This window comes from Asticcacaulis sp. AC402, assembly GCF_000495835.1.
Taxonomy (GTDB): Bacteria; Pseudomonadota; Alphaproteobacteria; order Caulobacterales; family Caulobacteraceae; genus Asticcacaulis.
The window spans coordinates 68,208-87,453 of sequence record NZ_AWGC01000019.1; the positions used below are offsets into that span (position 1 = coordinate 68,208).

The window sequence follows — 19,246 nt, forward strand, 5'->3', positions numbered from 1 at the left end:
AAAACTCACCCCGCTCTAGCCGTGCAAGAATGCCGCGTCATTCCGATGCTGCAATGAGCGTCAAAGGCTTTCAACAGTTGATTCGCGGTTTCGTGGATCGTGGTTAAGTTAACCAAGCCACACTACATGATTGACTCATTTTCGCACAAACATCGCTGTGTTTGCGAGATAACAGCTCAAAACTCTATCAATCTGGCGAATCGCCCCCAAATCAGGCCACATCGGCAACGGTACTGCCAGTCTTGGGCGCATCGTTGACAACCAACGCCACCGATTTGGCCTCGACGACGACGACGCGTCCTACGTCGCTCTGCCGTGGCAGTCGAATCTTGAAGCTTGCGCCCTCGTTCGGCTCGCTTTCAAGTGTGATCCAGCCACCATGCAACTCGACCAGCGCCTTGACCAGGGCCAGTCCCAGGCCGGGGCCGCCGCGTTCGCGACCAATATAGCGGTCGAAGATGTGCGCCTGGACGTGGTAGGGAATACCGCGGCCGGAATAGGCCACCTCCAGAAGCAGGTTGTCGCCCTCTTTCTGCGCGTTCAGGCTGACCATGCCGGCCGCCGTGGCGTTGCGCACGGCATGGCCCAGCAAGTGGTCCAGACATTGACCCAGACGGCGGGCGTCGACGTGAACGAGCCCGGCTTCGCGGACGCCGCTATAGTCGAATCGCACGCTCTTGGCCTTAAAGGCGTCGGCCTGACGTGCGGCAGTTTCGGCCACGATATCGAGCAGGCGGACGTCCCCCGTCGAAACGGACATCTCGCCGGCATCGATCTGGGCCATGTCGAGCACATCGTCGATCGAGCGTGCCAGTTCCTGCGCTGCCGACTGGATCGAGTCGAGATACGCCTTCTGCTTAGTATCCTGGCCGATATTCTGGGCATGCAGCAGGTCGGCATAGCCGACAATGGTGGTCAGGGGCGTGCGCAGCTCGTAAGACACGTTGGCGACGAACTCGCGCTTCAGCCGGACAGACTCGTTCAGTGCTTCGTCGCGCGCCTCGATGGCCTTTTCGAGCGACCGGGTGGCCGTGACGTCGGAGAAGACGACCAGGGTTGCCCCGTCCGGCAAGGGCTGGGTACGCCATTGCGCCAGGCGGCCGTCAGAAATCTTGATCTCGCCTTGCTGCGGCGCACGGGCCAGAGGGTCGGTGTCGGTGACGCGCGCCTTCAACTCGGTCCAAAAACCACGGTCGTGGACAAGGGGCAGGCATAGTTCAGCGATATGCGCGAAGTCCATGACCGCGGCGATATCGTCGCTGCGCAGATTCCAGAATTTGTCGAAAGCCTGGTTGCGCAGACGCAGACGACCGTCGCTGCCGTAGACCGAAACGGCTTCGTTGAGCTGGTCCAGGGTCGATTTCTGGACCTGAATCAGCGCGTTAAACTGCGCCTTAAGCTTCAACTCGCCGGTCTTGTCCGAGAACAGGATCAGCAACCCGCCAAGCGGATGCGGTTGACGCACGACCCGCAGGGAACGGCCGTCAGGCAAGCTCCACATCTCGTCATCAGCCGTATGGGTCAGACCGAAAAATTCCGCTTCGCGGGATTTGAAGCCCGCGTAGTCGCTGGTTTCGGGAAGGCGACGCTTCTGGCGCAGGCGGTCCAACCATTCACCATGGGTCGGGCGCTCGGCCAGCCAGGCCGGCTCCAGTTCCCACAATTTTTCGAAGGCACGGTTGTGAAAGGTCAACTGGCGCTCGGGGCCGAAGATCGCGACAGCGTCTTCAAGACTGTCCAGAGTCTCATCATGGGCCTTGGCGTGCCGCTTCAGCGCCTCGCGGCTGTCTTCGGCTTCGGTAACATCGACGGCATAGGCGCAGGTATAGGCTTCGTTCAGCGGCTCCGCGATAACCTGGAAAGCACGGCGCTGACCACCGACGGTCAGCCAGCGGAAACCTTCGCGGCGCGCACGTGACTCGCTGGCGTCGTATACCAAAGCGTCGGCGTTGCGGTCGAGTGTGGCGCCGTCGCGCAAAGCCTGTTCGAGGTTTGACACCTCTGCGGCCTTCAACCAGGCTTCGTTGGCCCAGACCATGCGGCCGTCGCGAGCGCAGATCCAGCACGGCGCCGGCAAGTGCTCGGCCATTTGGGCAAATGGTCCCGATGACAGGGATTGTTTGGCGCCGGCGATAGCCAGACGGATCCAGGCGGTGGCGCCGGACGCCTTGCCTTCGATGATCAGTGTCAGCCCGGACGGCTTGGCGGCGATCAGGCCGGGCGCACAGTCAGCAAAAACCTCGAACCTGCAGGTCCTGCCCTCGGCAATCAGCGCTTTCAACCCTTTGGAAGCGTCCATAGACGTTTTGCCCAAGGCCTCGACGACCAAAGGGGCACGTTCAGCGTCGCTGTTCGCACGTACGCCAAGGGCTTCGGCACAGGCTTTGAGCGTGTCGTCGCCCCAGACGAGCCGGACGGCGTCGCCTTCGACGGCCAGGAAGGCCTCATCGAACGCCGATGTGGCGGCGTCGAGTTCGCTCAGCATGGTTTCCTTGACGAAGAGGTCGCTCTTGAGCAGGTCACGCGCCTTGGCAAGCTTAGACCGCGTGCGCCAAGCCAGATAGGTCGTTGACAGGGCCAGCGCCATTGCGCCGGCGGCCGCGGTATAGGCGATGGAATCTAAGGCCATGCGAGGCTTTCCGTACGAATCACTGGTACTCTGCGCTACACTAGGACGATTCGCCCGAATTATGAAAATGCCATTAACCATGATTACGAAAGTGTTTTTGGACTTGTCATGAAAGCGGCATTTTTCGGCGCCCGGAAGTTTGCAAACACTGTAGTTTGGTCTAAGACATTGGGATCAAAACATGAACGGCCATATCATTGATTGCCTACCCCGTCGCCAAGGATGCCCATGAAGCCCTGGCCCTGTTGAAACAGGGTCAGGTGAAACGCGCCGTCCGTGAAAAGGAGGCGGCGACCGAAGCCGGAAAGCCGGTTGCCTTCGTTACCCAGTCTGTCGGCCCTCTGTTCGAAGACGAAGCCCAGGCCTTGAACATCTATGCCGGCCTGGTCGAGGACCACCGGCCAGGGCACATCTTCTTGCCTCCGATCGAGAACCGATTCTGCAAGCTGACGTGCCGGATGAAGGATGTGCCAAAACGGCGGTCAAGGTCAACCGGGCCGGTATTCAGCGATGGTGAACGCTGGCCAAGGGCCGCGGCGCCGCTGGAGACAGTTTGGCAGTTATCGCTCAGCTATTGGAAGGTGCTGGACGGCGCGATGGCATCACGTGCGGGAGCGGCGGGAAATGTTAAGGACCTGCGTAAGCGGGCAAGGAAGGGGCAGCTAACCGCGCAGGAGATACTGAGCCTGATGGACAGCCCGTTGACGGGGGGGCGACCGCAGAAGGCTTTGGATTTCGGTCTGTTCGATTTTATTCCTCCGGACAATCCGGGGATTGTGATCGCCGATGAATAACCAGTTTTTGCCGGAAGAGAAGCAGAAGGCCAATACCGAGAGGCCTGGTGAGCTCATTTGCACCCGGTACATCATGGCTTGACGCATTCTCAGTTCTTTATAGGCGTCTGTGGCACACGCGTAAGCTCCGGGCTCAAAAACCTTACAAACAGCCGTATAGCTCAGCGATCAGCCGACCCGGGCGTTGGTCGCCGATCAGGTGGACCGACTGCTTGTTCATGACATAGGCCGCCGATAGTTTGCGGTCTGGATCGGCCATGACACACGAGCCACCCCAACCGGAATGGCCGACTGCGTTCGGGTTCGGGCCGTAGATTCCGATGCCCTTGTTGCGCAGAAAACCCGCCGCCCAGCTCAGCTTGAAAGGCAGAACCTTGTCCTGGCCATGAATGCGTTCGCGGGTTGCCACGTCGATGCCCTTGGGCGAGAGCACCGGCTTACCGTCGATCACGCCGCCATTGGCGACAGCGTTCATCAACTTCGCCAGGCCCAAGGCCGTTGCGTGCATGTTGGCCGAGGGTATCTCGGCCCGACGCCAGACATCGGAGCCGCGTCCGGCCGGCGCGGAGCCACGATCGAAGAAGGCCGCCTGTTTGATCTTGTCGATGACGCCGAGGTCGGGTGCCGCCGGCGGCTTTTGCATATGGGCGATACGCGGGACTTCGCTGTCGGGTGTGCCGATGAACAGGTCCAGTCCGAAACGGTTGGCAAGGTCCTCGCGCAAGGCCGTGCCGAGGGTGCGGCCATCGATGCGGCGGAACAGTTCACCGATCAGGTAGCCGCCAGCAATAGGGGTGTAGCCGGACGCTGTGCCAGGAGTCCACATCGGGGTCTGCTTGCACAGCACGTCGATCGTGGCGACGGGATCGAACCAGATGGCAGGGTCGGGCTGGGCGGGGTTGAAGCCCGGCAGGCCATGCTGGTGCGACATCAGCTGACCGACGGTGATTCGCGATTTGCCGGCCTGGCCGAATTCCGGCCAGTAGTGGGCAACGGCGGTGTCGTAGTCGAGCTTGCCCTTGTCGACCAGGCGGGCGATCAGCAGCGCCATGACGGCCTTGCCGGTCGAAAACACTGGCGTCAAAGTATTGGCATTGAAGGCTTGCGCGCCGTCGCGATCAGCGGATCCGGCCCACAGGTCGAGGACCGTCTCGCCGGCGATGACGGCGGTAAATCGGGCGCCCCGTTCCTGGCTGGACTCAAAAAGGTTGGAGAAGCCTTCCCTGACACGGGAAAACTTGTCGGGACAGACGCCGTGGATGTCGGCCATGGTGTGCCTCTGTTACGTTTTACAGTTAACAAAGCTGGTACGATCCCGCATCGGGAGTCGTCCAGCGTTTTTTACCCTTCCAGCACGTTGTGGAGCCAGGCTGCGTAGGATTCGCTGCACCAGACGACGGGTTGGGCCAGGATTTCGGGCACATCGTAGCTATGGACGGCCATAACGGCAGCCTCGATGGCGGGGAGTTTTGCGGTGACCGTCTTCGCCGTCAGCATAATCTCGGCCGCGGATTCGACCGCGCCCTGCCAGATATAGGTGCTGTGGATGGGGTGGAATTGCACGCAGCCGGCCAGGCACTGTTCGACCAGCAGCCGGGCTATGGTCTGGGCTTCAGCGTCATTGGCGCACGCAATGGAAACGGTCACGATATCGGTCATGGACCGATGTTTATGCGTCACCGCAACATCGGTCAAATATCGCTTTTTCGTCCGGTCTAGGCTATGCCTCGACGCAGTTTCCAGGAGACCCCGTGAGCCTGATCCGCAAGATCCTGTGGTATGTCGAACGCCATCTCGACCAAAACATCAGCCTGGCCGACATCGCCCGGCATGCCGGAGTCGGGCGGTTTCATACCACCCGCCTGTTCGCCGTCGCTACCGGCTGGCCGCTGATGGCCTATGTCCGCGCGCGAAGGCTCAGCCAGGCGGCCCGGCAACTGAACACCGCGCCCGACATCCTGTCGGTCGCGGTGGCGGCAGCCTACGGTTCTCACGAAGCCTTCTCGCGCGCCTTCCGCGCCGAGTTCGGCCTATCGCCCAAGGTGTTGCGTCAATCGGGCAATCTCGCCCAACTGAAACTGACGGAGCCCCTTATCGTGACCGAAGTCCAACCCCTCCCGGTACAATCACCCCGCCGCGTCAAGGCGCCCGCCCTGGTCTTCGCCGGCCTGAGCGAGCACTATTCCAAGGACAATCTCACCGGCATCCCCGCCCTGTGGCAGCGGCTTCACCCCCATTACGGCCAGATCGACGGTCAGAAGGGCGGGTTGGCCTATGGGATTTCTTACAACTTCACCAACCAGAACGAGTTCGACTATATGGCCGCCGTCGAGATCGAGGGCGATCCTGACCTGCCGGAAGGATTTGCCAGGCTGAAGGTCGCCGCCCACGACTATGCCGTGTTCGAGCACCGCGGTCACGTCGCCGGCATCGCCAACACCTGGCGGCATGTTTACGAACACTGGATTCCTGCCGCCGGTGTCGAACCGATCAATGCTCCCTGTTTCGAGCGCATGGATGAGCGTTTCGACGGCCGAACCGGAACGGGCGTTATCGAAATCTGGATTCCTGTCGCGTGACCTGAAGGGTAGTTGATGCTATGCCTTGGTCAAAGAGGGGCTGCATGTCAGGAACACCGGGCGCCATCGGAAGGGATATCGCTCTGCTCATCGTGGTGGTTTTCGCCCTGGTGAGCGGCGGATCCGGCTATCTGTATTATCAGGCGAGCGGAGATTGGGACCAATTCCCGGTGGTCGCCTGGTTGACATTCTCCGGTGCGACAGCCGTCATTCTGGTTTCATTCGTCACATTTCTGTGGTCTTTGAAGTTTTTCGGCCTGCGCATGATAACGGTTTCCGCCTGGTACAAGGGTGAGGCTGAACCCTTTCTGATGCGCACGGTAAAATTCATCGTGCTGATGGTGAGCCTCTTTTTTGCGGCGGGCCTGATTGCCGGAAGCTATTTGGTCATTGAGGGAGCGACTCCGGACGAGGCCGTCACAGCGCTCCTCTGGAACACCCTTAAGGTTTCCGGCGTCATATCGCTTTGTATCGTGGTGCAGGAAGCCGTAGGACGGTGGTGGCGCCATCTTGTTCCAAAGCGCACCGAACTGTCATCCTGAAAGGGATGCAGGTCCGACCGCCGGAAAGTCAGAGTTGCGCGTATAACCTTGATACAACAGCCCTTGGAAGGTTCCCACAATGCCCATCCGCCGTCACGTCCTCGCCGCCCTGCTGGGCACAGCTCTGATCGCCACCCCGGCCCTGGCCAATCACCATGAAGACAAGGCCTTGCACGATGCCGTCGCCGGTTCGTGGCGCTCGGCCGAGAACAAGGCGCGCGACAGTCAGCGCCACCCGATCGAGGCGCTCAGCTTCTGGGGCCTCAAGCCCGGCATGACCATCTTCGAGGTCAATCCCGGCGCCAAGGGTTGGTGGACCGAGATTCTCGCGCCTTACGCGCATACCACGGGCGGGGTCTATGCTGCCGCCATGGGAAAGACCGACGATCCTGCCTTTTGGGCGGCGGTGGCCGACAAGTCGATCTACGGCGAGGTCAAGGCCTACCCTCTGAGCGGAAGCAACTTTACCAGCCTGCCGGCCAATTCAGCCGACATGATCCTGGTGGCACGAGCCTTCCATAGCTGGGCCCGTCAGGGCCAGACCACCGACAACTATATGGGTGCCTTCTATGGTGCCCTGAAGCCCGGTGGCATACTGGCGGTGGAACAGCACCGCGCTCCGGAAGGGTCCGATCCGATGGCGGGCACCGGGTATGTGCCGGAATCCTACGTCATTGCCGCGGCAAAGAAGGCAGGATTCGTGCTGGAAGACCGCTCCGAGATCAATGCCAATCCGAAAGACACGCGCGACCATCCGTTCGGCGTCTGGACGCTGAAGCCCGTGCGCAGCAGCAAAAACGACAGCCGCACCTTGACGCCGGAAGAGCGGGCAGCGTTCGACGCGATCGGCGAAAGCGACCGGATGACCTTGCGATTCCGCAAGCCGGCATAAGATTTGTCATCAAAACAGGCGAACGTCAGGGCCACGGATTTCCGTGGCCCTTTGTTGTCTTGGCAAAAGCTGCGGAAAAGGCGATAATCGGCGTGCATTGAAAAGAAGAAAGAAAACAAAAGACAATGGGTGTCTTTATCGTTGACGTTGAGTCCGACGGCCCGGCCGCCGGCATCTACTCCATGGTGTCTATCGGCATCGTCAAGCTGGACAGGGAGCTCAAAACTACCTTCATGGGGCATTTCTCGCCCATCTCCGAAAGATGGATACCCGAAGCTCTGGCGGTGTCGGGCATTAGCCGGGAACAACATCTGGCCTATCCGGCGGCTGAGACCGGGACGCGCGAGATGATCGCTTTCCTGAAGGACAATTCGAACGACCGTCCGGTTCTTGTGTCGGACAATCCAGCTTTCGATTTCCAGTGGCCGAACTATTACTGCGCGCTGATCGGAGAGAAAAATCCATTTGGCCATTCCGGCCGGCGGATCGGCGACCTTTATGCCGGGCTGAAAGGCAATTGGTCGGCAGCGTCGGATTGGAAGCAGTTTCGCAAGACGGCGCATACCCATGATCCGGTCGACGACGCCATGGGGAACGCCGAGGCTCTGATCCATCTGGCAGACACGTTCCGCCTGAAGATCAAAGGACTGTAGAGGCGGCCAACTGGCGCACCGCAACGACCGGTCGACTAACGCGCCGCAGGACTGGCACTGAAGCGGACGGGTTTTCAGGAAAGTCACATGCGTTTTGAGGTGACGGAACGGGGAAATTTCAACGAATGGCGCGACGCCGCCCGCGATCTGCTGCGTCACCCTATAGTGCCACGGCATGTCGGCTGGGGCTTTGTTGGCGACGGAGCTTCGTTCCAAGTTTGGGCAGCTGTGGCGGCTGCTTGACCTGGTTTCTGGTCCGGGTGTCGCGCGATTTAACTGGGTCGTACTGACCGTACCCCCGGGGCTTCACGAAAGCGTGCAAGCCTGACGCTGAAACGCCCATCGTTTTTTTACTGTGCGACACAGTAGGTTTTGCCATCTACATTGGGAGGCTAGCATGGGCATTTTCAGCAATATCAAGGATTTTCTGTTCGGTAAAAAGTTCAATGCCCCTGGCAAAGACGACAGCACACCGGCGCAACCGCAGGCCCGCCAAAACCCGGCTCAGGTGTCACCGGCAGGCAAGCCGGCCTCCGCCGGGACTATCCTGGACCGGCCCACGCAAGAGATCGATATCGAAGCCATCCTCGACCGCGAAGCGGCGGACACGGCTCAGAAGCTGAACTGGCGTCAATCGATCGTCGATCTGATGAAGCTGTGCGGCATCGACTCCAGCCTGCAGAACCGCAAAGAACTGGCCCAGGAGCTGGGCTACACCGGCGACACCGACGACTCGGCAACCATGAACATCTGGCTGCATAAGCAGGTCATACGCAAGCTGGAAGACAGTGGTGGCAAGGTCCCGGCCGAGTTGAAGGACTGAACTATGGCCGTTTTTTACGACACCGTCTTCGAAGCGATCGAAGACTTTATCTTCAGCCGGCGCTACCAGGCGCCGACCGTCGAACAGGATACGCCGCCGCCGATTATTGCGCCGATGGCTCTGGCGCCGGCAACGACCATGTCGACGCCCCTCGGGGCGCCGCCTCTGGTGCCGTTGCTGGGCCAGATCGATATCGAGGCCATCCTGGCGCGCGAAGCCGAAGACAAGGACCTCGACTGGCAGGGCTCTGTGGCCGACCTGTTGAAGTTGTGCGGCGTCAATCCGACGGTGGAAAACCGGCGGTCCTTGGCTGAGGAGCTGGACGTTACCGACAATGGTGACGACCAGGCGCTGTATGCCGCGGTGATGCGCGAACTGGAAGACCGCGGCGGGTTGGTGCCGGCGGATTTGCGCAAATAGGAGAAGTATGTCGAAATAAATCTTCGCGCTACAGTTGAATAAATGTAACCCTAAAAATCCTGTGCGGGGAACAAAACATGTCAAAAAATGTAATAGCTATTATCGCGCTAACTTTCGTTGCCACTTTGGCGTTTCCCGCGACGGCGGAACCGCTCATAAGTGTGCCCACTGACCCCGGAGCGCGATACTATTCGTTGGGTCAGAAAAAGTTGCCTAACGGAAATGTTGAAATAACCACAAAGCGTATTGGTCCGAGTGGTGCCAGCTATTCAACGCGAGAGATTAACTGCAAAAACATGACCTTTCGTTACACTGCGGAGGGGGATTCTCTTACGGATCTGAAATCCCCATACAGCAAAGGTGCGATGGGTCGACTAACGCCTGAAAGCATCAGTACATACGTTGCAAAATTTGCATGCAAAAATCAGTAGATACCTGGAAAAACAATAATACCCACCCGCGAAAATCTTGACTCATCGTGGGTTGGCAAGCGCGCCAGAGAACGTACTTCGGGCGCCCGAGCTTTTGCAAGAAGCCATGGGGGGCGCCTAGTCCGGCGCTTGAGCTGAAAAAAAGCGAATACAAAGCGTCATTCTTTATAAGGCTTGGTATAAGGCCCTCAACCGGATCGGGTAAGGGCCTTTTATCTTAATACCGGTAATGTTCCGGCTTGAACGGACCGTCGACGGCTACGCCGATATAGTCGGCCTGTTCCTGGTTCAGGACCGTCAGCTTGGCGCCCAGCTTTTCCAGGTGCAGCAGAGCGACCTTTTCGTCCAGATGCTTGGGCAGGGTATAGACCTTGTTCTCATAGGTCTTGCCGTTGGTCCACAGTTCCAGTTGCGCCAGGGTCTGGTTGGTGAAGCTGGCCGACATGACGAACGACGGGTGGCCCGTGGCGTTGCCCAGGTTGACCAGGCGGCCTTCCGACAGGACGATGATCTTCTTGCCATCCGGGAATTCGACGTGGTGGACCTGCGGCTTGATCTCGTCCCACTTGTAGTTGCGCAGGGACGAAATCTGGATCTCGGAATCGAAGTGGCCGATGTTGCACACGATGGCATTGTGCTTCATAGCCCGCATATGTTCCAGGCGCAGCACGTCCTTGTTGCCCGTAGCCGTGACGAAGATGTCGGCGACCGGGGCGACGTCCTCGACGGTGCGGACTTCATAGCCTTCCATGGCAGCCTGAAGGGCGCAGATCGGATCGATTTCGGTGACGATGACGCGGGCGCCGCCGTTACGTAAAGACGCGGCCGAACCCTTGCCGACATCGCCGTAACCCAGGACGACCGCGACCTTGCCGGCCAGCATGACGTCCGTGGCGCGGCGGATGGCGTCGACCAGGGATTCACGGCAGCCATACAGGTTGTCAAACTTCGACTTGGTCACCGAGTCGTTGACGTTGATCGCCGGGAAGGGCAGGTCGCCCTTTTGCGCCATGGCATACAGGCGGTGAACGCCGGTGGTGGTTTCTTCCGACACGCCCTTGATGGAATCACGGATGGCCGAATAGAAGCCCGGCTTTTCCTTGATATAGCGCTTCATCACCTTGTAGAGCGCTTCTTCTTCCTCATTCTGCGGATTGTCGAGCAGGGTGCCGTCCAGTTCCGCCTTGGGGCCGAGGACGCATAGAAGGGTGGCGTCGCCGCCGTCGTCCAGGATCAGGTTCGGGTAACCACCGTCATGCCATTCGAAGATACGGTGAGCGTAGTCCCAGTACTCTTCCAGGGTTTCGCCCTTGATGGCGAAGACAGGGGTGCCCTTTTCGGCAATGGCCGCGGCAGCGTGGTCCTGCGTCGAGAAGATGTTGCACGAGGCCCAGCGGACTTCGGCGCCCAAGGCTTGCAGGGTTTCGATCAGCACGGCCGTCTGGATGGTCATGTGCAGCGAACCGGCGATCCGCGCGCCTTTCAGCGGCTGGTCCTTGCCGAACTCAGCGCGGGTCGCCATCAGCCCCGGCATTTCGCCTTCGGCGATGTCGATTTCTTTACGGCCCCAGGCAGCGAGGGACAGGTCTTTGACGATAAAATCTTGAGCAGCGGGCATGATGCGAGTCCGTTTCGGGGGATATGAACCGGCTTATAGCGGGCGACAGCCAACCATGCAATAAAGATATAAAGATATCTTTATATGATTCTAGACCCTCGTCCTTTTCCGACAGAAGAAGGCAGATCGGGCTGATCGCCGCCAAGGCGAGCAGGTAGCAGCCGACAAACGCCAGACCATGGTTGGCCTGAAGCCAGGTGGCGGCATAGGGCGTCAGGGAAGAGCCCGGCCGGCGAGCCCAACTGCGGGAGCATGCCATACCACCGGCTTTGCCTCGGCGGCGCGTTTTCGTTGGCCAGCAGGGCGGCGACCAGGGTGTCTTTGCGGCCGATACGGTGTCGCCGCTGTATCTGATTGCGCCGAATGAAACTGCCTGACATAAACCTGCGCGAAACGGAGACGGTTATGCGCCAGGACTGGAACAAGGACGAAATAGCGGAACTCTTTGATCTGCCTTTCATGGAACTGGTCTTCCGCGCCGCAGAGGTCCATCGGGCGAATTTTGATCCAAACGAAGTCCAACTGTCGCAACTGTTGTCGGTGAAGACTGGCGGCTGTGCCGAAAACTGCGGCTACTGCTCGCAATCGGCCCATTTCGATACAGGTCTGAAGGCGTCGCGACTAATGACCGTCGATACGGTTCTGGCCGAAGCGCGTAAGGCCAAGGATGGCGGCGCCCAGCGGTTCTGCATGGGCGCGGCCTGGCGTGAGTTGAAGGATCGCGACCTGCCGGCGCTGAGCGCGATGATCGGCGGGGTCAAGGCCATGGGGTTGGAAACCTGCGCTACACTGGGGATGCTGCGGCCGGACCAGGCGGTGGCGCTGAAAGACGCCGGGCTCGACTACTACAATCACAACCTCGATACATCAGCGGAGTATTATGATCAGGTGGTGACGACGCGGACCTATCAGGAACGGCTGGATACGCTTGCGGCCGTGGCCGATGCCGGCATGAAGACCTGCTGCGGCGGGATCATGGGTATGGGCGAAAGCCGCGCCGACCGGGTGTCGTTCCTGCACCAGTTGACCGCCCTGCCGTCACCGCCGGATTCTATCCCGATCAACAACCTTGTGGCCATTGCGGGTACCCCGCTGGGCGAGAAGGCCGGGCGTGATGGGGGCATATCGGGGCTGGAATTTGTTCGGACGATTGCCGTGGCGCGCATCGTATGTCCGCGGTCGATGGTACGGTTGTCGGCCGGCCGCAGCGAAATGAGCGAAGAGCTTCAGGCCTTGTGTTTCCTGGCCGGCGCCAACTCGATCTTTGTTGGCGATACGTTATTGACGACGCCCAATCCGCAGCCCGGCACCGATGCCCACCTTATGCGGGAACTGGGTCTGGAGCCGATGGCGATGCATGTATAAGCTCGGCCGCCAGGAGAATGACGAATGGTTGGAGCATGTGCACCTCAATACCTATGAAATCCAGGATGGACGTCTCGTGGCCGGCGTACCGTTTGGTGATCCCAAGGTGTTCGAGCACCTGCTTCTGACGCTGCGGCCACCTTACGGATTGCTGTACCTGCTTCATACCCCCGCGGGGAAGGCGAACAGTCGGGTTGCATTGAAGACTTCAGTTTCGATGATTTCCTCGCCGAGATGAATCGTAAGTACGCCAATTCGGAAACGTCTATGCGCCGGACCTGACCGCAAGTCGCCACACCACCATTTCGCTTCACTTCACTGCGTTGCGTTACGCTCAGGGTCCCCTCGCCGGGCAGGCGCAGGGAGGTATAAGGATCACCCACGTTTCTGATAACTTCATCAGAGAACCCTCCGCCTTCCCCGCTTCGGCAAGGATTCGTTTGCAAAAAGTGAGGCTCGCGCCCTTGGCGGGAAGCGTTGACGCTGTTACGATCCAACCATGAACAAGCATGTGAAAGAAAAGGATGCGATGACCAATTCCGCATCCGTCCTCGTCGGGCAACTGAAAACACTATACGCCCAGGCCGTCGCCGCCCTGCAGGAAGACCTGCATAACTATCTCGAACACCGTCAAGTGCCGTCGAAAAACCTGCGCACCGCCGGGCGTTACTGTTACCCCAAGCTGACGGTCACCTGGAAAGGCAACCTCGACGAGGCCGACGAGTTGATGGTGCAGAACAACCGTCATCCCCAGGTCAATCGCGCCTTCGCCCGCTTTTCGCGACCAGGCAGCTATTCGTCTTCAATCACGCGACCGGACCTGTTCGGCGACCATATCGAAGAACAGCTCGAACTTCTGATCCGCGACTACAATGCCGACTGTTCGGTCAGCCTGTCGGATCAGGAAATCCCCTATCCCTATGTCCTGGATGGTGCTGGTCTCGATCTGAACAGCGTTTCGGCCCTGGACCTGATGCGGCATTTTCCCGCCACCGAACTGGCTTTGATCGGCAACGAAGTCGCCGATGGCCTGGATATGAAGGACGAAAACGGCCATCGGCCGCTGGCTCTGTTCGACGGGCTTCGCACCGATTTCTCACTGGCCAGGTTGCGCCACTATACAGGCACAGCGGCCGAGCATACCCAGAGCTACATCCTGATGACCAACTACAATCGCTATGTCGATGTGTTCGTCGCCTATGCTCTGGAACAATTGAAAAAACTCGATAGCCCATATACCGCCCTATCTTGCTGCGGTTACTTCACCATCACCAAGGATACGCCCAATCCGGAAGAGCTGATCGCCAATTCACCGTGGCGCAAGCACCAGATGCCAGCCTACCATTTGATGCGCGAAGGCCGCCAGGGTGTCACCCTGGTCAATATCGGCGTGGGTCCGTCCAATGCGAAAAACATCACCGACCACCTGGCCGTCATGCGCCCACACGTCTGGCTTATGATTGGACATTGCGGCGGGCTACGTCCATCCCAGAGCATCGGCGACTATGTCCTGGCCCACGCCTATCTGCGCGACGACCACATCATGGACGATGTGTTGCCGCGGGAGATCCCGATCCCGCCTATCGCCGAAGTCCAGCAGGCTCTGCATGAATCGGCCGTGCGAGTGACCGGCGAAGATGGCGATGCCCTGAAGAAGCGGTTGCGCACCGGCACGGTTGTTACCACCGACGATCGGAACTGGGAACTACGCTACACCTCCAGCGCCTTGCGCTTTTCGCAATCGCGCGCCGTCGCCATCGATATGGAGTCGGCGACTCTGGCGGCTCAGGGCTATCGCTTCCGGGTGCCCTACGGAACACTTCTGTGCGTTTCGGACAAGCCGCTGCATGGCGAACTGAAGCTGCCAGGGCAGGCCAACCATTTCTATGAGCGCGCCATCCGCGAGCACATCGATATCGGCATCGAAGCGATGAACATTTTGCGCGACTATGGCACCAAGCTGCATAGCCGCAAATTGCGGGCCTTCGACGAACCGCCGTTTCGGTGACCGTTGATGTGGCGAAGGCCCCGCCACACCTAAGTTTGGGGGAATAAGAAAAGGAGCGGAGGACCGGCGGGGTCTGCTCAGAACCCATGGCCATCCGCTCCAGTAAGATCAATGGACCTCCATCCATAGGGTTTAGACCTGACTTCAATTGGTCGTCGGACCGTCTTGAAGTGACGGGTCAAATCCTGATATCAGCATAGTCCCTTAACACCTTCAATCGAATCAAGTTGCTGTGAATGTTGCGGTTTTTGCCCCGGCTTCAAGAGATCGTGACCGTTGCTCTCCCTTTCGAGAGCATTCGTGAACGGCTGGCCGGATGGATGACGCAACCGCTTGCCGCCGGCATGGTCTCCGATGGCGGGGCGTTGGGGCGTTATAGCTATCTGATGACAGCGCCAGATGCCCACGCGGTACTCGACTATGACGATCCGTATGAAGTTGCCGACATCCTGGCTCAGGCGACCGCCTTTGTGAACCCGGCCGACAGGGTGGTGGGGTTGCCCCCCTTTACCGGCGGGCTGGTCGGCTTGGCGTCTTTCGAATTGGGGCTAAGGCTGGAGCGCATGAAGCGCAGGCCTTTTCGCATCGAGGGCCGCAGTGCCTGGCCGGAGTTGGTGGTGATGCGGTTTCCGGCGGTGCTGGCGTTCGACCACCATGCCGGGACCCTGTCAGCGATCGGACGCGGAGAGACGCATGCTGCGGCGACGGCGGCGGTCGAGGCTATTGTTGCGGCGTGGCAGGGCACAGCCGTGGTCGAACTACCAACGGGCTTGATGGACGAGGCGCTGCGGCTGGAGGCGACCGACCAGGTGCACGAGGACAAGGTGGCGGCCCTGGTACGCCAAATTCATGCCGGCGACCTGTTCCAGGCCAATCTCGCACGCGGCTGGACCGGGCTCTTGCGCGCCGGCGTCGAGCCCGGCCACGTTATGCAAGCCCTTCAGGCGGCCGGCGCGGCGCCGTTCGGCGGTTTTGTCTGCCTGAGGAATAGGGCGGTTGTGTCGAACAGTCCCGAGCGGTTTATCCGTATGGACGGGGACGGCGCGATGGAGACGCGGCCGATCAAGGGCACGCGGCCGCGCGGGGTTACCGTGGCCGAGGATGAGGCCTTGGGGGTGGAACTGCTTGCCAGCGCCAAGGACCAGGCGGAGAATCTGATGATTGTCGACCTGATGCGGCATGACCTCTCAAAGGTGGCGCAGGTCGGCAGTGTGGCGGTGACGGCTTTGCACGCCCTGGAGAGTTATCCCAATGTCCATCACCTGGTGTCGACGGTTGCGGGGCAACTGGTTAAGGGCAAGACAGCCGCCGATGTGCTGTGTGCGACCTTCCCTCCGGGCTCGATATCCGGTGCACCCAAGGTTCAGGCGATGAAGGTAATCAGCGAGATGGAGGCGGCGCGCGGCCCCTATTGCGGGTCGCTGTTCTTTATCGATGCCGGCGGGGCGATGGATTCGAACGTTCTGATCCGGACCCTGGCCTGCGAGCGCGATGAAGGGGGCCGGTGGCATGTCCGTGTCGCGGCGGGCGGCGGCATCGTTGCGGACAGTGAGCCCGTGGCCGAACGGATTGAGACCGAGACCAAGCTGTCGTTGATACGCAAGGTGTTGACCGGCGTTGTCGAATAATGGGGTGTGGCGTCGCAGGCCCCAAATCCCAGAGCGAGATGGCTTTAGGTAGAATCGCCATCTCGCTCTAAGTTTTTGTTTTGTCGCGCAATTTATCCGAAAAGCGCTGCACACTTTGCCGGATTGCGCTCTAAGACGGTCCTGTCACCGCCGCGCCATTACGCGGGTGGTGATAAAACGTATCCTTAAAGTTGGTCTCTCCCGGCAAAAAATTGCCTATCGGCGAATCATAATCGTACTCGACTTCGGTTACGATCAGGCTCTCGTTAGCCGAAATCTGCGACGTTGTCACCGACGTCAGGTTATAGTCCTTGGCATAGGCCGTCAGCCCCTTGCCGTTGTCCTTGCTCCAGACAACCTTGGCCTGGTTCGACGCATTCATAGTCACACAGGTCAGTCGCATCTTCAGTTTGGTGCCGGTCGAGAACGGCTGAAGCATCGAAGTCCCGATCTCCCAGAGGTCAGTAATATTGGCATTGGACAAGGTTTCTGACTGTGCCGCCAGGTCGCCGATGGTGGCGGCCAGGTGGGAGGTCCGACGCGATGCCATCATCCCCAGCGTGAGTTCAGCCAGGCCGAGATAGGCCATGATTAGTAGAGGCGCTACCATCGCGAACTCGATGGCAGACACACCTTTCTTGTCCTGGAGAAAGGCTTTTAGCGAAAACAGTCGGTTCAGGCGGCGTAACATCAGAAGGGCTCGTTGCGGAAGACGACCTTGGACGTGATCACCGCATCCTTGTTGCTCAGCGTGGTCAAGCCGGCACTCAGGAAAGGCGTAATCAAAGGCCAAGCATAATAGGCGCGGACCAGCTGTATCTTGGAGGCGCCACCGATATTGAACTTGAAGGCGGCGTCGTCGAACTGACCGTTCTTGACCAGATCTACGGTCGGGATCTCGGAGAAATTGTTATAGGTGGTGACATCGACCTTCAGACTGCTCATGCAGCTACCCGACAACCAGCCCATGTTATCGCAGACCTTCTGTTTGAAAGCGTTCAGCGAAGTATTGCCAGAGGTCGAAATGCCCGTGCGGATCTGACGGGCAGCGACGTCGGTGGCATTGTCCAGGCTCACCGACAACAGAATTACCAGCGCCAGCTCGATGCATGCACAAATCAGGAAAATCAGTGGACCCGCGATTAACGCGAATTCCACCGCCGCCGACGCTTTCCGGTCGCGGCCGAATTTTTTCACAAGCTTGCGAACAGTAAAAATGGCCATGGGCTGCGTTACGCGCTTTCTCATCCTGACAGCTACTCTTACACAGCCTGGGTCAACAGTCCGTTAAGGCATCGCCACAAAAAGGCACCAGTGCATATGCAAAACCCATGCCGCGCACGTCGGCATGGGTTTCACCTCACCTTGTCGTATTGGTTCTACTGGGCGACCATCGCTGTGGGCGCTGGCGCCTGCACAGGCCCTTGCGACATCACAACCGGCGTAGCGCTTGCCTGGCCCGCGGTCGATGTTGTTGATGTTGTTTCTTCAGCGATACAGACATTGGTGCAAACCATCAGCGACGGCTTCAGTCCCTTATAGACCGTAATCGCCCCACGTTGGGGTGCCGTTACGGTCACCTCGCCGTCGAACAGAGAACGTCCGTCGCGGCCTGTCACGTTCACCGCGCTGCTGCCGAATCCTTTGCCGACTATATATAGTGTGCGTGAGTCGATCACCGTCACATCGGCGATCTCGGGATTGCCAACCACCACCGTGCCGGCCGGCGCCACCAGGGTCACCCGCAGTGTATGGTTCTTTTCTACCGTTACCGGCTGACCGGCCAAAACCGGCGCTGCCAGGCAAAGCCCAAAAGCCAGAACGGTAGCCAGAATCGGGAATGTCATCGTCTTTTTCATGGTGCAGGTCCACGCTCTATATAGATGGGGCCCAAAATGCCCGCGTCACACGATACTTTACGCCTCATTTTTATCCCGACGGTTCCAAAAAACATCCTGGTACTTTTGGGCATGAGGCTAATTTATGGCCCAGGCATGAGGGCCGCGTTAGGAAACATGGTAAAAAAGAATTCTTTAAAATTAATAAACACAATACTAACAAAAATTATTTGGTTTTGATTCAACGATTTCCGAGGTTAATTGTAGTTAAGGTTAATCTATTTTAACAGTAAAGCAAAATTAACTATAGAAAATTTCAGCCTTTACTCGATTATTTACTTCACTTTAACCCAAGTTCGTTAGTTTGATCTCGTGTTCGGGAGCAATTGAGCCGTTCTAGCCGGTCCCCCCGATACGATGAATGTCTCAACTGCTTTACTTTGATCTTACCAGGAGAAATACCATGACCAAGTTCTTCAATCGCTTTGCCAAGGACGAATCGGGCGCCACTGCAATCGAGTACGGCCTTATCGCCGCTCTGATCGCCGTCGCTCTGATCTCGATCCTCGGCACCCTGTCCACGTCGCTGACCGACACCTTCACGAAGGTCTCCGACGAACTGGATACCGCCAACGCCGGCTAATCGCCGACACGTACAGCGTACCGGTCCAAAACCGGGAACCGGGGCCGCAGATAAGCAGTTATCTGCGGCCCTTTTTCTATCCGCAAAACGTTTCTGAAAGACGTTAGTCGCCATGTTGCACCGATTTATACTTGATGAGCGGGGGGCCACAGCCATCGAATACGGGCTGTTGGCAAGCCTTCTGTTCCTCGGCGTGGTCGGCGCCATTACGGCCTACGGCCAATCCTTCACCGACATGTACGAAAAGATCCGCGACTCCACGGAAGCTGCAACAAATGGTGGCTAATTCCAAGCCTCATGAAGAATGACTCTTGGTACCCGCATTTTTCCAGCTCAAGCGCCGGACCAGGCGCCCCGAATGGCTCCTCGCATAAGCTCGGGCG

The 19,246-nt window shown here is 58.9% G+C and carries 21 protein-coding genes; 14 read left to right on the plus strand and 7 right to left on the minus strand.

The features are described from left to right. Window positions 1-211: 211 nt before the first annotated feature. Complete coding sequence (locus ABAC402_RS32285; RefSeq protein ID WP_023449949.1) at window positions 212-2,629, minus strand: PAS domain-containing sensor histidine kinase; 2,418 nt, start codon at window positions 2,627-2,629, stop codon at window positions 212-214. A 197-nt stretch (window positions 2,630-2,826) separates the two neighbouring features. On the opposite strand from ABAC402_RS32285, the gene ABAC402_RS32290 reads away from it, so the two are divergent. Then, window positions 2,827-3,423 (plus strand): hypothetical protein, encoded by a 597-nt coding sequence (locus ABAC402_RS32290; RefSeq protein ID WP_023449950.1) that lies wholly within the window; start codon window positions 2,827-2,829, stop codon window positions 3,421-3,423. Window positions 3,424-3,565: 142 nt separating this feature from the next. Here the strand turns inward: ABAC402_RS32290 and ABAC402_RS32295 are convergent, their stop codons facing one another. Together ABAC402_RS32295 and cutA are read right to left on the minus strand one after the other, a co-directional pair. After that, window positions 3,566-4,693 carry a serine hydrolase domain-containing protein gene (locus tag ABAC402_RS32295; protein WP_023449951.1) on the minus strand — a complete coding sequence of 376 codons (1,128 nt, stop codon included), beginning with the start codon at window positions 4,691-4,693 and terminating at the stop codon, window positions 3,566-3,568. 71 nt (window positions 4,694-4,764) lie between these two features. Beyond that, the gene (gene cutA / locus ABAC402_RS32300) at window positions 4,765-5,082 is read right to left on the minus strand and encodes a divalent-cation tolerance protein CutA (RefSeq protein ID WP_023449952.1); all 318 of its coding nucleotides are present in this window, start codon (window positions 5,080-5,082) and stop codon (window positions 4,765-4,767) included. A gap of 92 nt (window positions 5,083-5,174) precedes the next feature. On the opposite strand from cutA, the gene ABAC402_RS32305 reads away from it, so the two are divergent. The 7 genes from ABAC402_RS32305 (at window position 5,175) to ABAC402_RS39295 (ending at window position 9,332) form a co-directional block, all read left to right on the plus strand. After that, on the plus strand, window positions 5,175-6,002 hold the full coding sequence (locus tag ABAC402_RS32305; RefSeq protein WP_023449953.1) for an AraC family transcriptional regulator: 828 nt from the start codon (window positions 5,175-5,177) through the stop codon (window positions 6,000-6,002). Between the two features lie 44 nt (window positions 6,003-6,046). After that, the gene (locus ABAC402_RS32310) at window positions 6,047-6,544 is read left to right on the plus strand and encodes a hypothetical protein (protein ID WP_023449954.1); all 498 of its coding nucleotides are present in this window, start codon (window positions 6,047-6,049) and stop codon (window positions 6,542-6,544) included. Between the two features lie 79 nt (window positions 6,545-6,623). After that, entirely contained in the window at window positions 6,624-7,436 is an 813-nt protein-coding gene (locus ABAC402_RS32315) for a class I SAM-dependent methyltransferase (protein WP_023449955.1), read from the plus strand. A gap of 125 nt (window positions 7,437-7,561) precedes the next feature. Beyond that, window positions 7,562-8,089 (plus strand): exonuclease domain-containing protein, encoded by a 528-nt coding sequence (locus tag ABAC402_RS32320; RefSeq protein ID WP_023449956.1) that lies wholly within the window; start codon window positions 7,562-7,564, stop codon window positions 8,087-8,089. Window positions 8,090-8,176: 87 nt separating this feature from the next. Beyond that, window positions 8,177-8,332 (plus strand): hypothetical protein, encoded by a 156-nt coding sequence (locus ABAC402_RS40260; protein WP_155847398.1) that lies wholly within the window; start codon window positions 8,177-8,179, stop codon window positions 8,330-8,332. Window positions 8,333-8,486: 154 nt separating this feature from the next. Continuing rightward, window positions 8,487-8,912 carry a DUF3597 domain-containing protein gene (locus tag ABAC402_RS32325; RefSeq protein ID WP_023449957.1) on the plus strand — a complete coding sequence of 142 codons (426 nt, stop codon included), beginning with the start codon at window positions 8,487-8,489 and terminating at the stop codon, window positions 8,910-8,912. A gap of 3 nt (window positions 8,913-8,915) precedes the next feature. Further along, window positions 8,916-9,332 (plus strand): DUF3597 family protein, encoded by a 417-nt coding sequence (locus ABAC402_RS39295; protein WP_023449958.1) that lies wholly within the window; start codon window positions 8,916-8,918, stop codon window positions 9,330-9,332. A 648-nt stretch (window positions 9,333-9,980) separates the two neighbouring features. Here the strand turns inward: ABAC402_RS39295 and ahcY are convergent. Beyond that, window positions 9,981-11,381, minus strand: coding sequence for an adenosylhomocysteinase (gene ahcY / locus ABAC402_RS32335; protein ID WP_023449959.1), 1,401 nt, complete (start codon window positions 11,379-11,381; stop codon window positions 9,981-9,983). A 384-nt stretch (window positions 11,382-11,765) separates the two neighbouring features. Between ahcY and bioB the strand changes: the two genes are divergently transcribed. The 4 genes from bioB to ABAC402_RS32355 all read left to right on the plus strand — a co-directional run bounded on the left by bioB (window position 11,766) and on the right by ABAC402_RS32355 (window position 16,382). Continuing rightward, entirely contained in the window at window positions 11,766-12,746 is a 981-nt protein-coding gene (gene bioB / locus ABAC402_RS32340; RefSeq protein ID WP_369751398.1) for a biotin synthase BioB, read from the plus strand. After that, complete coding sequence (locus ABAC402_RS32345; RefSeq protein ID WP_023449962.1) at window positions 12,739-12,984, plus strand: hypothetical protein; 246 nt, start codon at window positions 12,739-12,741, stop codon at window positions 12,982-12,984. Before bioB ends, ABAC402_RS32345 begins: the two co-directional genes overlap by 8 nt. Before the next feature lie 261 nt (window positions 12,985-13,245). Beyond that, on the plus strand, window positions 13,246-14,754 hold the full coding sequence (locus ABAC402_RS32350) for an AMP nucleosidase (RefSeq protein WP_023449963.1): 1,509 nt from the start codon (window positions 13,246-13,248) through the stop codon (window positions 14,752-14,754). 269 nt (window positions 14,755-15,023) lie between these two features. Further along, a complete protein-coding gene (locus tag ABAC402_RS32355; RefSeq protein ID WP_235079965.1) occupies window positions 15,024-16,382 on the plus strand; it encodes an anthranilate synthase component I family protein in 1,359 nt (452 codons plus the stop codon). Between the two features lie 130 nt (window positions 16,383-16,512). Here ABAC402_RS32355 and ABAC402_RS32360 read toward each other — a convergent pair whose 3' ends face one another. The 3 genes from ABAC402_RS32360 to ABAC402_RS32370 all read right to left on the minus strand — a co-directional run bounded on the left by ABAC402_RS32360 (window position 16,513) and on the right by ABAC402_RS32370 (window position 18,241). After that, window positions 16,513-17,073 carry a TadE/TadG family type IV pilus assembly protein gene (locus ABAC402_RS32360; RefSeq protein WP_023449965.1) on the minus strand — a complete coding sequence of 187 codons (561 nt, stop codon included), beginning with the start codon at window positions 17,071-17,073 and terminating at the stop codon, window positions 16,513-16,515. Next, complete coding sequence (locus tag ABAC402_RS32365; RefSeq protein ID WP_235079966.1) at window positions 17,073-17,630, minus strand: TadE/TadG family type IV pilus assembly protein; 558 nt, start codon at window positions 17,628-17,630, stop codon at window positions 17,073-17,075. The genes ABAC402_RS32360 and ABAC402_RS32365 overlap by 1 nt, the downstream gene beginning before the upstream one ends. A gap of 131 nt (window positions 17,631-17,761) precedes the next feature. Beyond that, window positions 17,762-18,241 carry a pilus assembly protein N-terminal domain-containing protein gene (locus ABAC402_RS32370; protein ID WP_235079967.1) on the minus strand — a complete coding sequence of 160 codons (480 nt, stop codon included), beginning with the start codon at window positions 18,239-18,241 and terminating at the stop codon, window positions 17,762-17,764. A 442-nt stretch (window positions 18,242-18,683) separates the two neighbouring features. On the opposite strand from ABAC402_RS32370, the gene ABAC402_RS32375 reads away from it, so the two are divergent. Next, window positions 18,684-18,863 (plus strand): Flp family type IVb pilin, encoded by a 180-nt coding sequence (locus ABAC402_RS32375; RefSeq protein ID WP_023449968.1) that lies wholly within the window; start codon window positions 18,684-18,686, stop codon window positions 18,861-18,863. Window positions 18,864-18,975: 112 nt separating this feature from the next. Beyond that, window positions 18,976-19,149, plus strand: a complete 174-nt coding sequence (locus tag ABAC402_RS32380; protein ID WP_023449969.1) for a Flp family type IVb pilin — start codon at window positions 18,976-18,978, stop codon at window positions 19,147-19,149. The last annotated feature ends 97 nt before the right edge of the window (window positions 19,150-19,246 follow it).

Bases quoted from the DNA above. Each gene is read 5' to 3' on its own strand.
- ABAC402_RS32315 (WP_023449955.1), top strand. From the start codon at position 6,624: ATGCCCATCCGCCGTCACGTCCTCGCCGCCCTGCTGGGCACAGCTCTG.
- ABAC402_RS32285 (WP_023449949.1), bottom strand. From the start codon at position 2,629: ATGGCCTTAGATTCCATCGCCTATACCGCGGCCGCCGGCGCAATGGCG.
- ahcY (WP_023449959.1), bottom strand. From the start codon at position 11,381: ATGCCCGCTGCTCAAGATTTTATCGTCAAAGACCTGTCCCTCGCTGCC.
- ABAC402_RS32310 (WP_023449954.1), top strand. From the start codon at position 6,047: ATGTCAGGAACACCGGGCGCCATCGGAAGGGATATCGCTCTGCTCATC.
- ABAC402_RS32380 (WP_023449969.1), top strand. From the start codon at position 18,976: ATGTTGCACCGATTTATACTTGATGAGCGGGGGGCCACAGCCATCGAA.
- ABAC402_RS32360 (WP_023449965.1), bottom strand. From the start codon at position 17,073: ATGTTACGCCGCCTGAACCGACTGTTTTCGCTAAAAGCCTTTCTCCAG.
- ABAC402_RS32345 (WP_023449962.1), top strand. From the start codon at position 12,739: ATGTATAAGCTCGGCCGCCAGGAGAATGACGAATGGTTGGAGCATGTG.
- ABAC402_RS32320 (WP_023449956.1), top strand. From the start codon at position 7,562: ATGGGTGTCTTTATCGTTGACGTTGAGTCCGACGGCCCGGCCGCCGGC.
- ABAC402_RS32350 (WP_023449963.1), top strand. From the start codon at position 13,246: ATGAACAAGCATGTGAAAGAAAAGGATGCGATGACCAATTCCGCATCC.
- ABAC402_RS32325 (WP_023449957.1), top strand. From the start codon at position 8,487: ATGGGCATTTTCAGCAATATCAAGGATTTTCTGTTCGGTAAAAAGTTC.
- ABAC402_RS32370 (WP_235079967.1), bottom strand. From the start codon at position 18,241: ATGAAAAAGACGATGACATTCCCGATTCTGGCTACCGTTCTGGCTTTT.
- cutA (WP_023449952.1), bottom strand. From the start codon at position 5,082: ATGACCGATATCGTGACCGTTTCCATTGCGTGCGCCAATGACGCTGAA.
- ABAC402_RS32365 (WP_235079966.1), bottom strand. From the start codon at position 17,630: ATGAGAAAGCGCGTAACGCAGCCCATGGCCATTTTTACTGTTCGCAAG.
- ABAC402_RS32295 (WP_023449951.1), bottom strand. From the start codon at position 4,693: ATGGCCGACATCCACGGCGTCTGTCCCGACAAGTTTTCCCGTGTCAGG.
- ABAC402_RS40260 (WP_155847398.1), top strand. From the start codon at position 8,177: ATGCGTTTTGAGGTGACGGAACGGGGAAATTTCAACGAATGGCGCGAC.
- ABAC402_RS32375 (WP_023449968.1), top strand. From the start codon at position 18,684: ATGACCAAGTTCTTCAATCGCTTTGCCAAGGACGAATCGGGCGCCACT.
- ABAC402_RS39295 (WP_023449958.1), top strand. From the start codon at position 8,916: ATGGCCGTTTTTTACGACACCGTCTTCGAAGCGATCGAAGACTTTATC.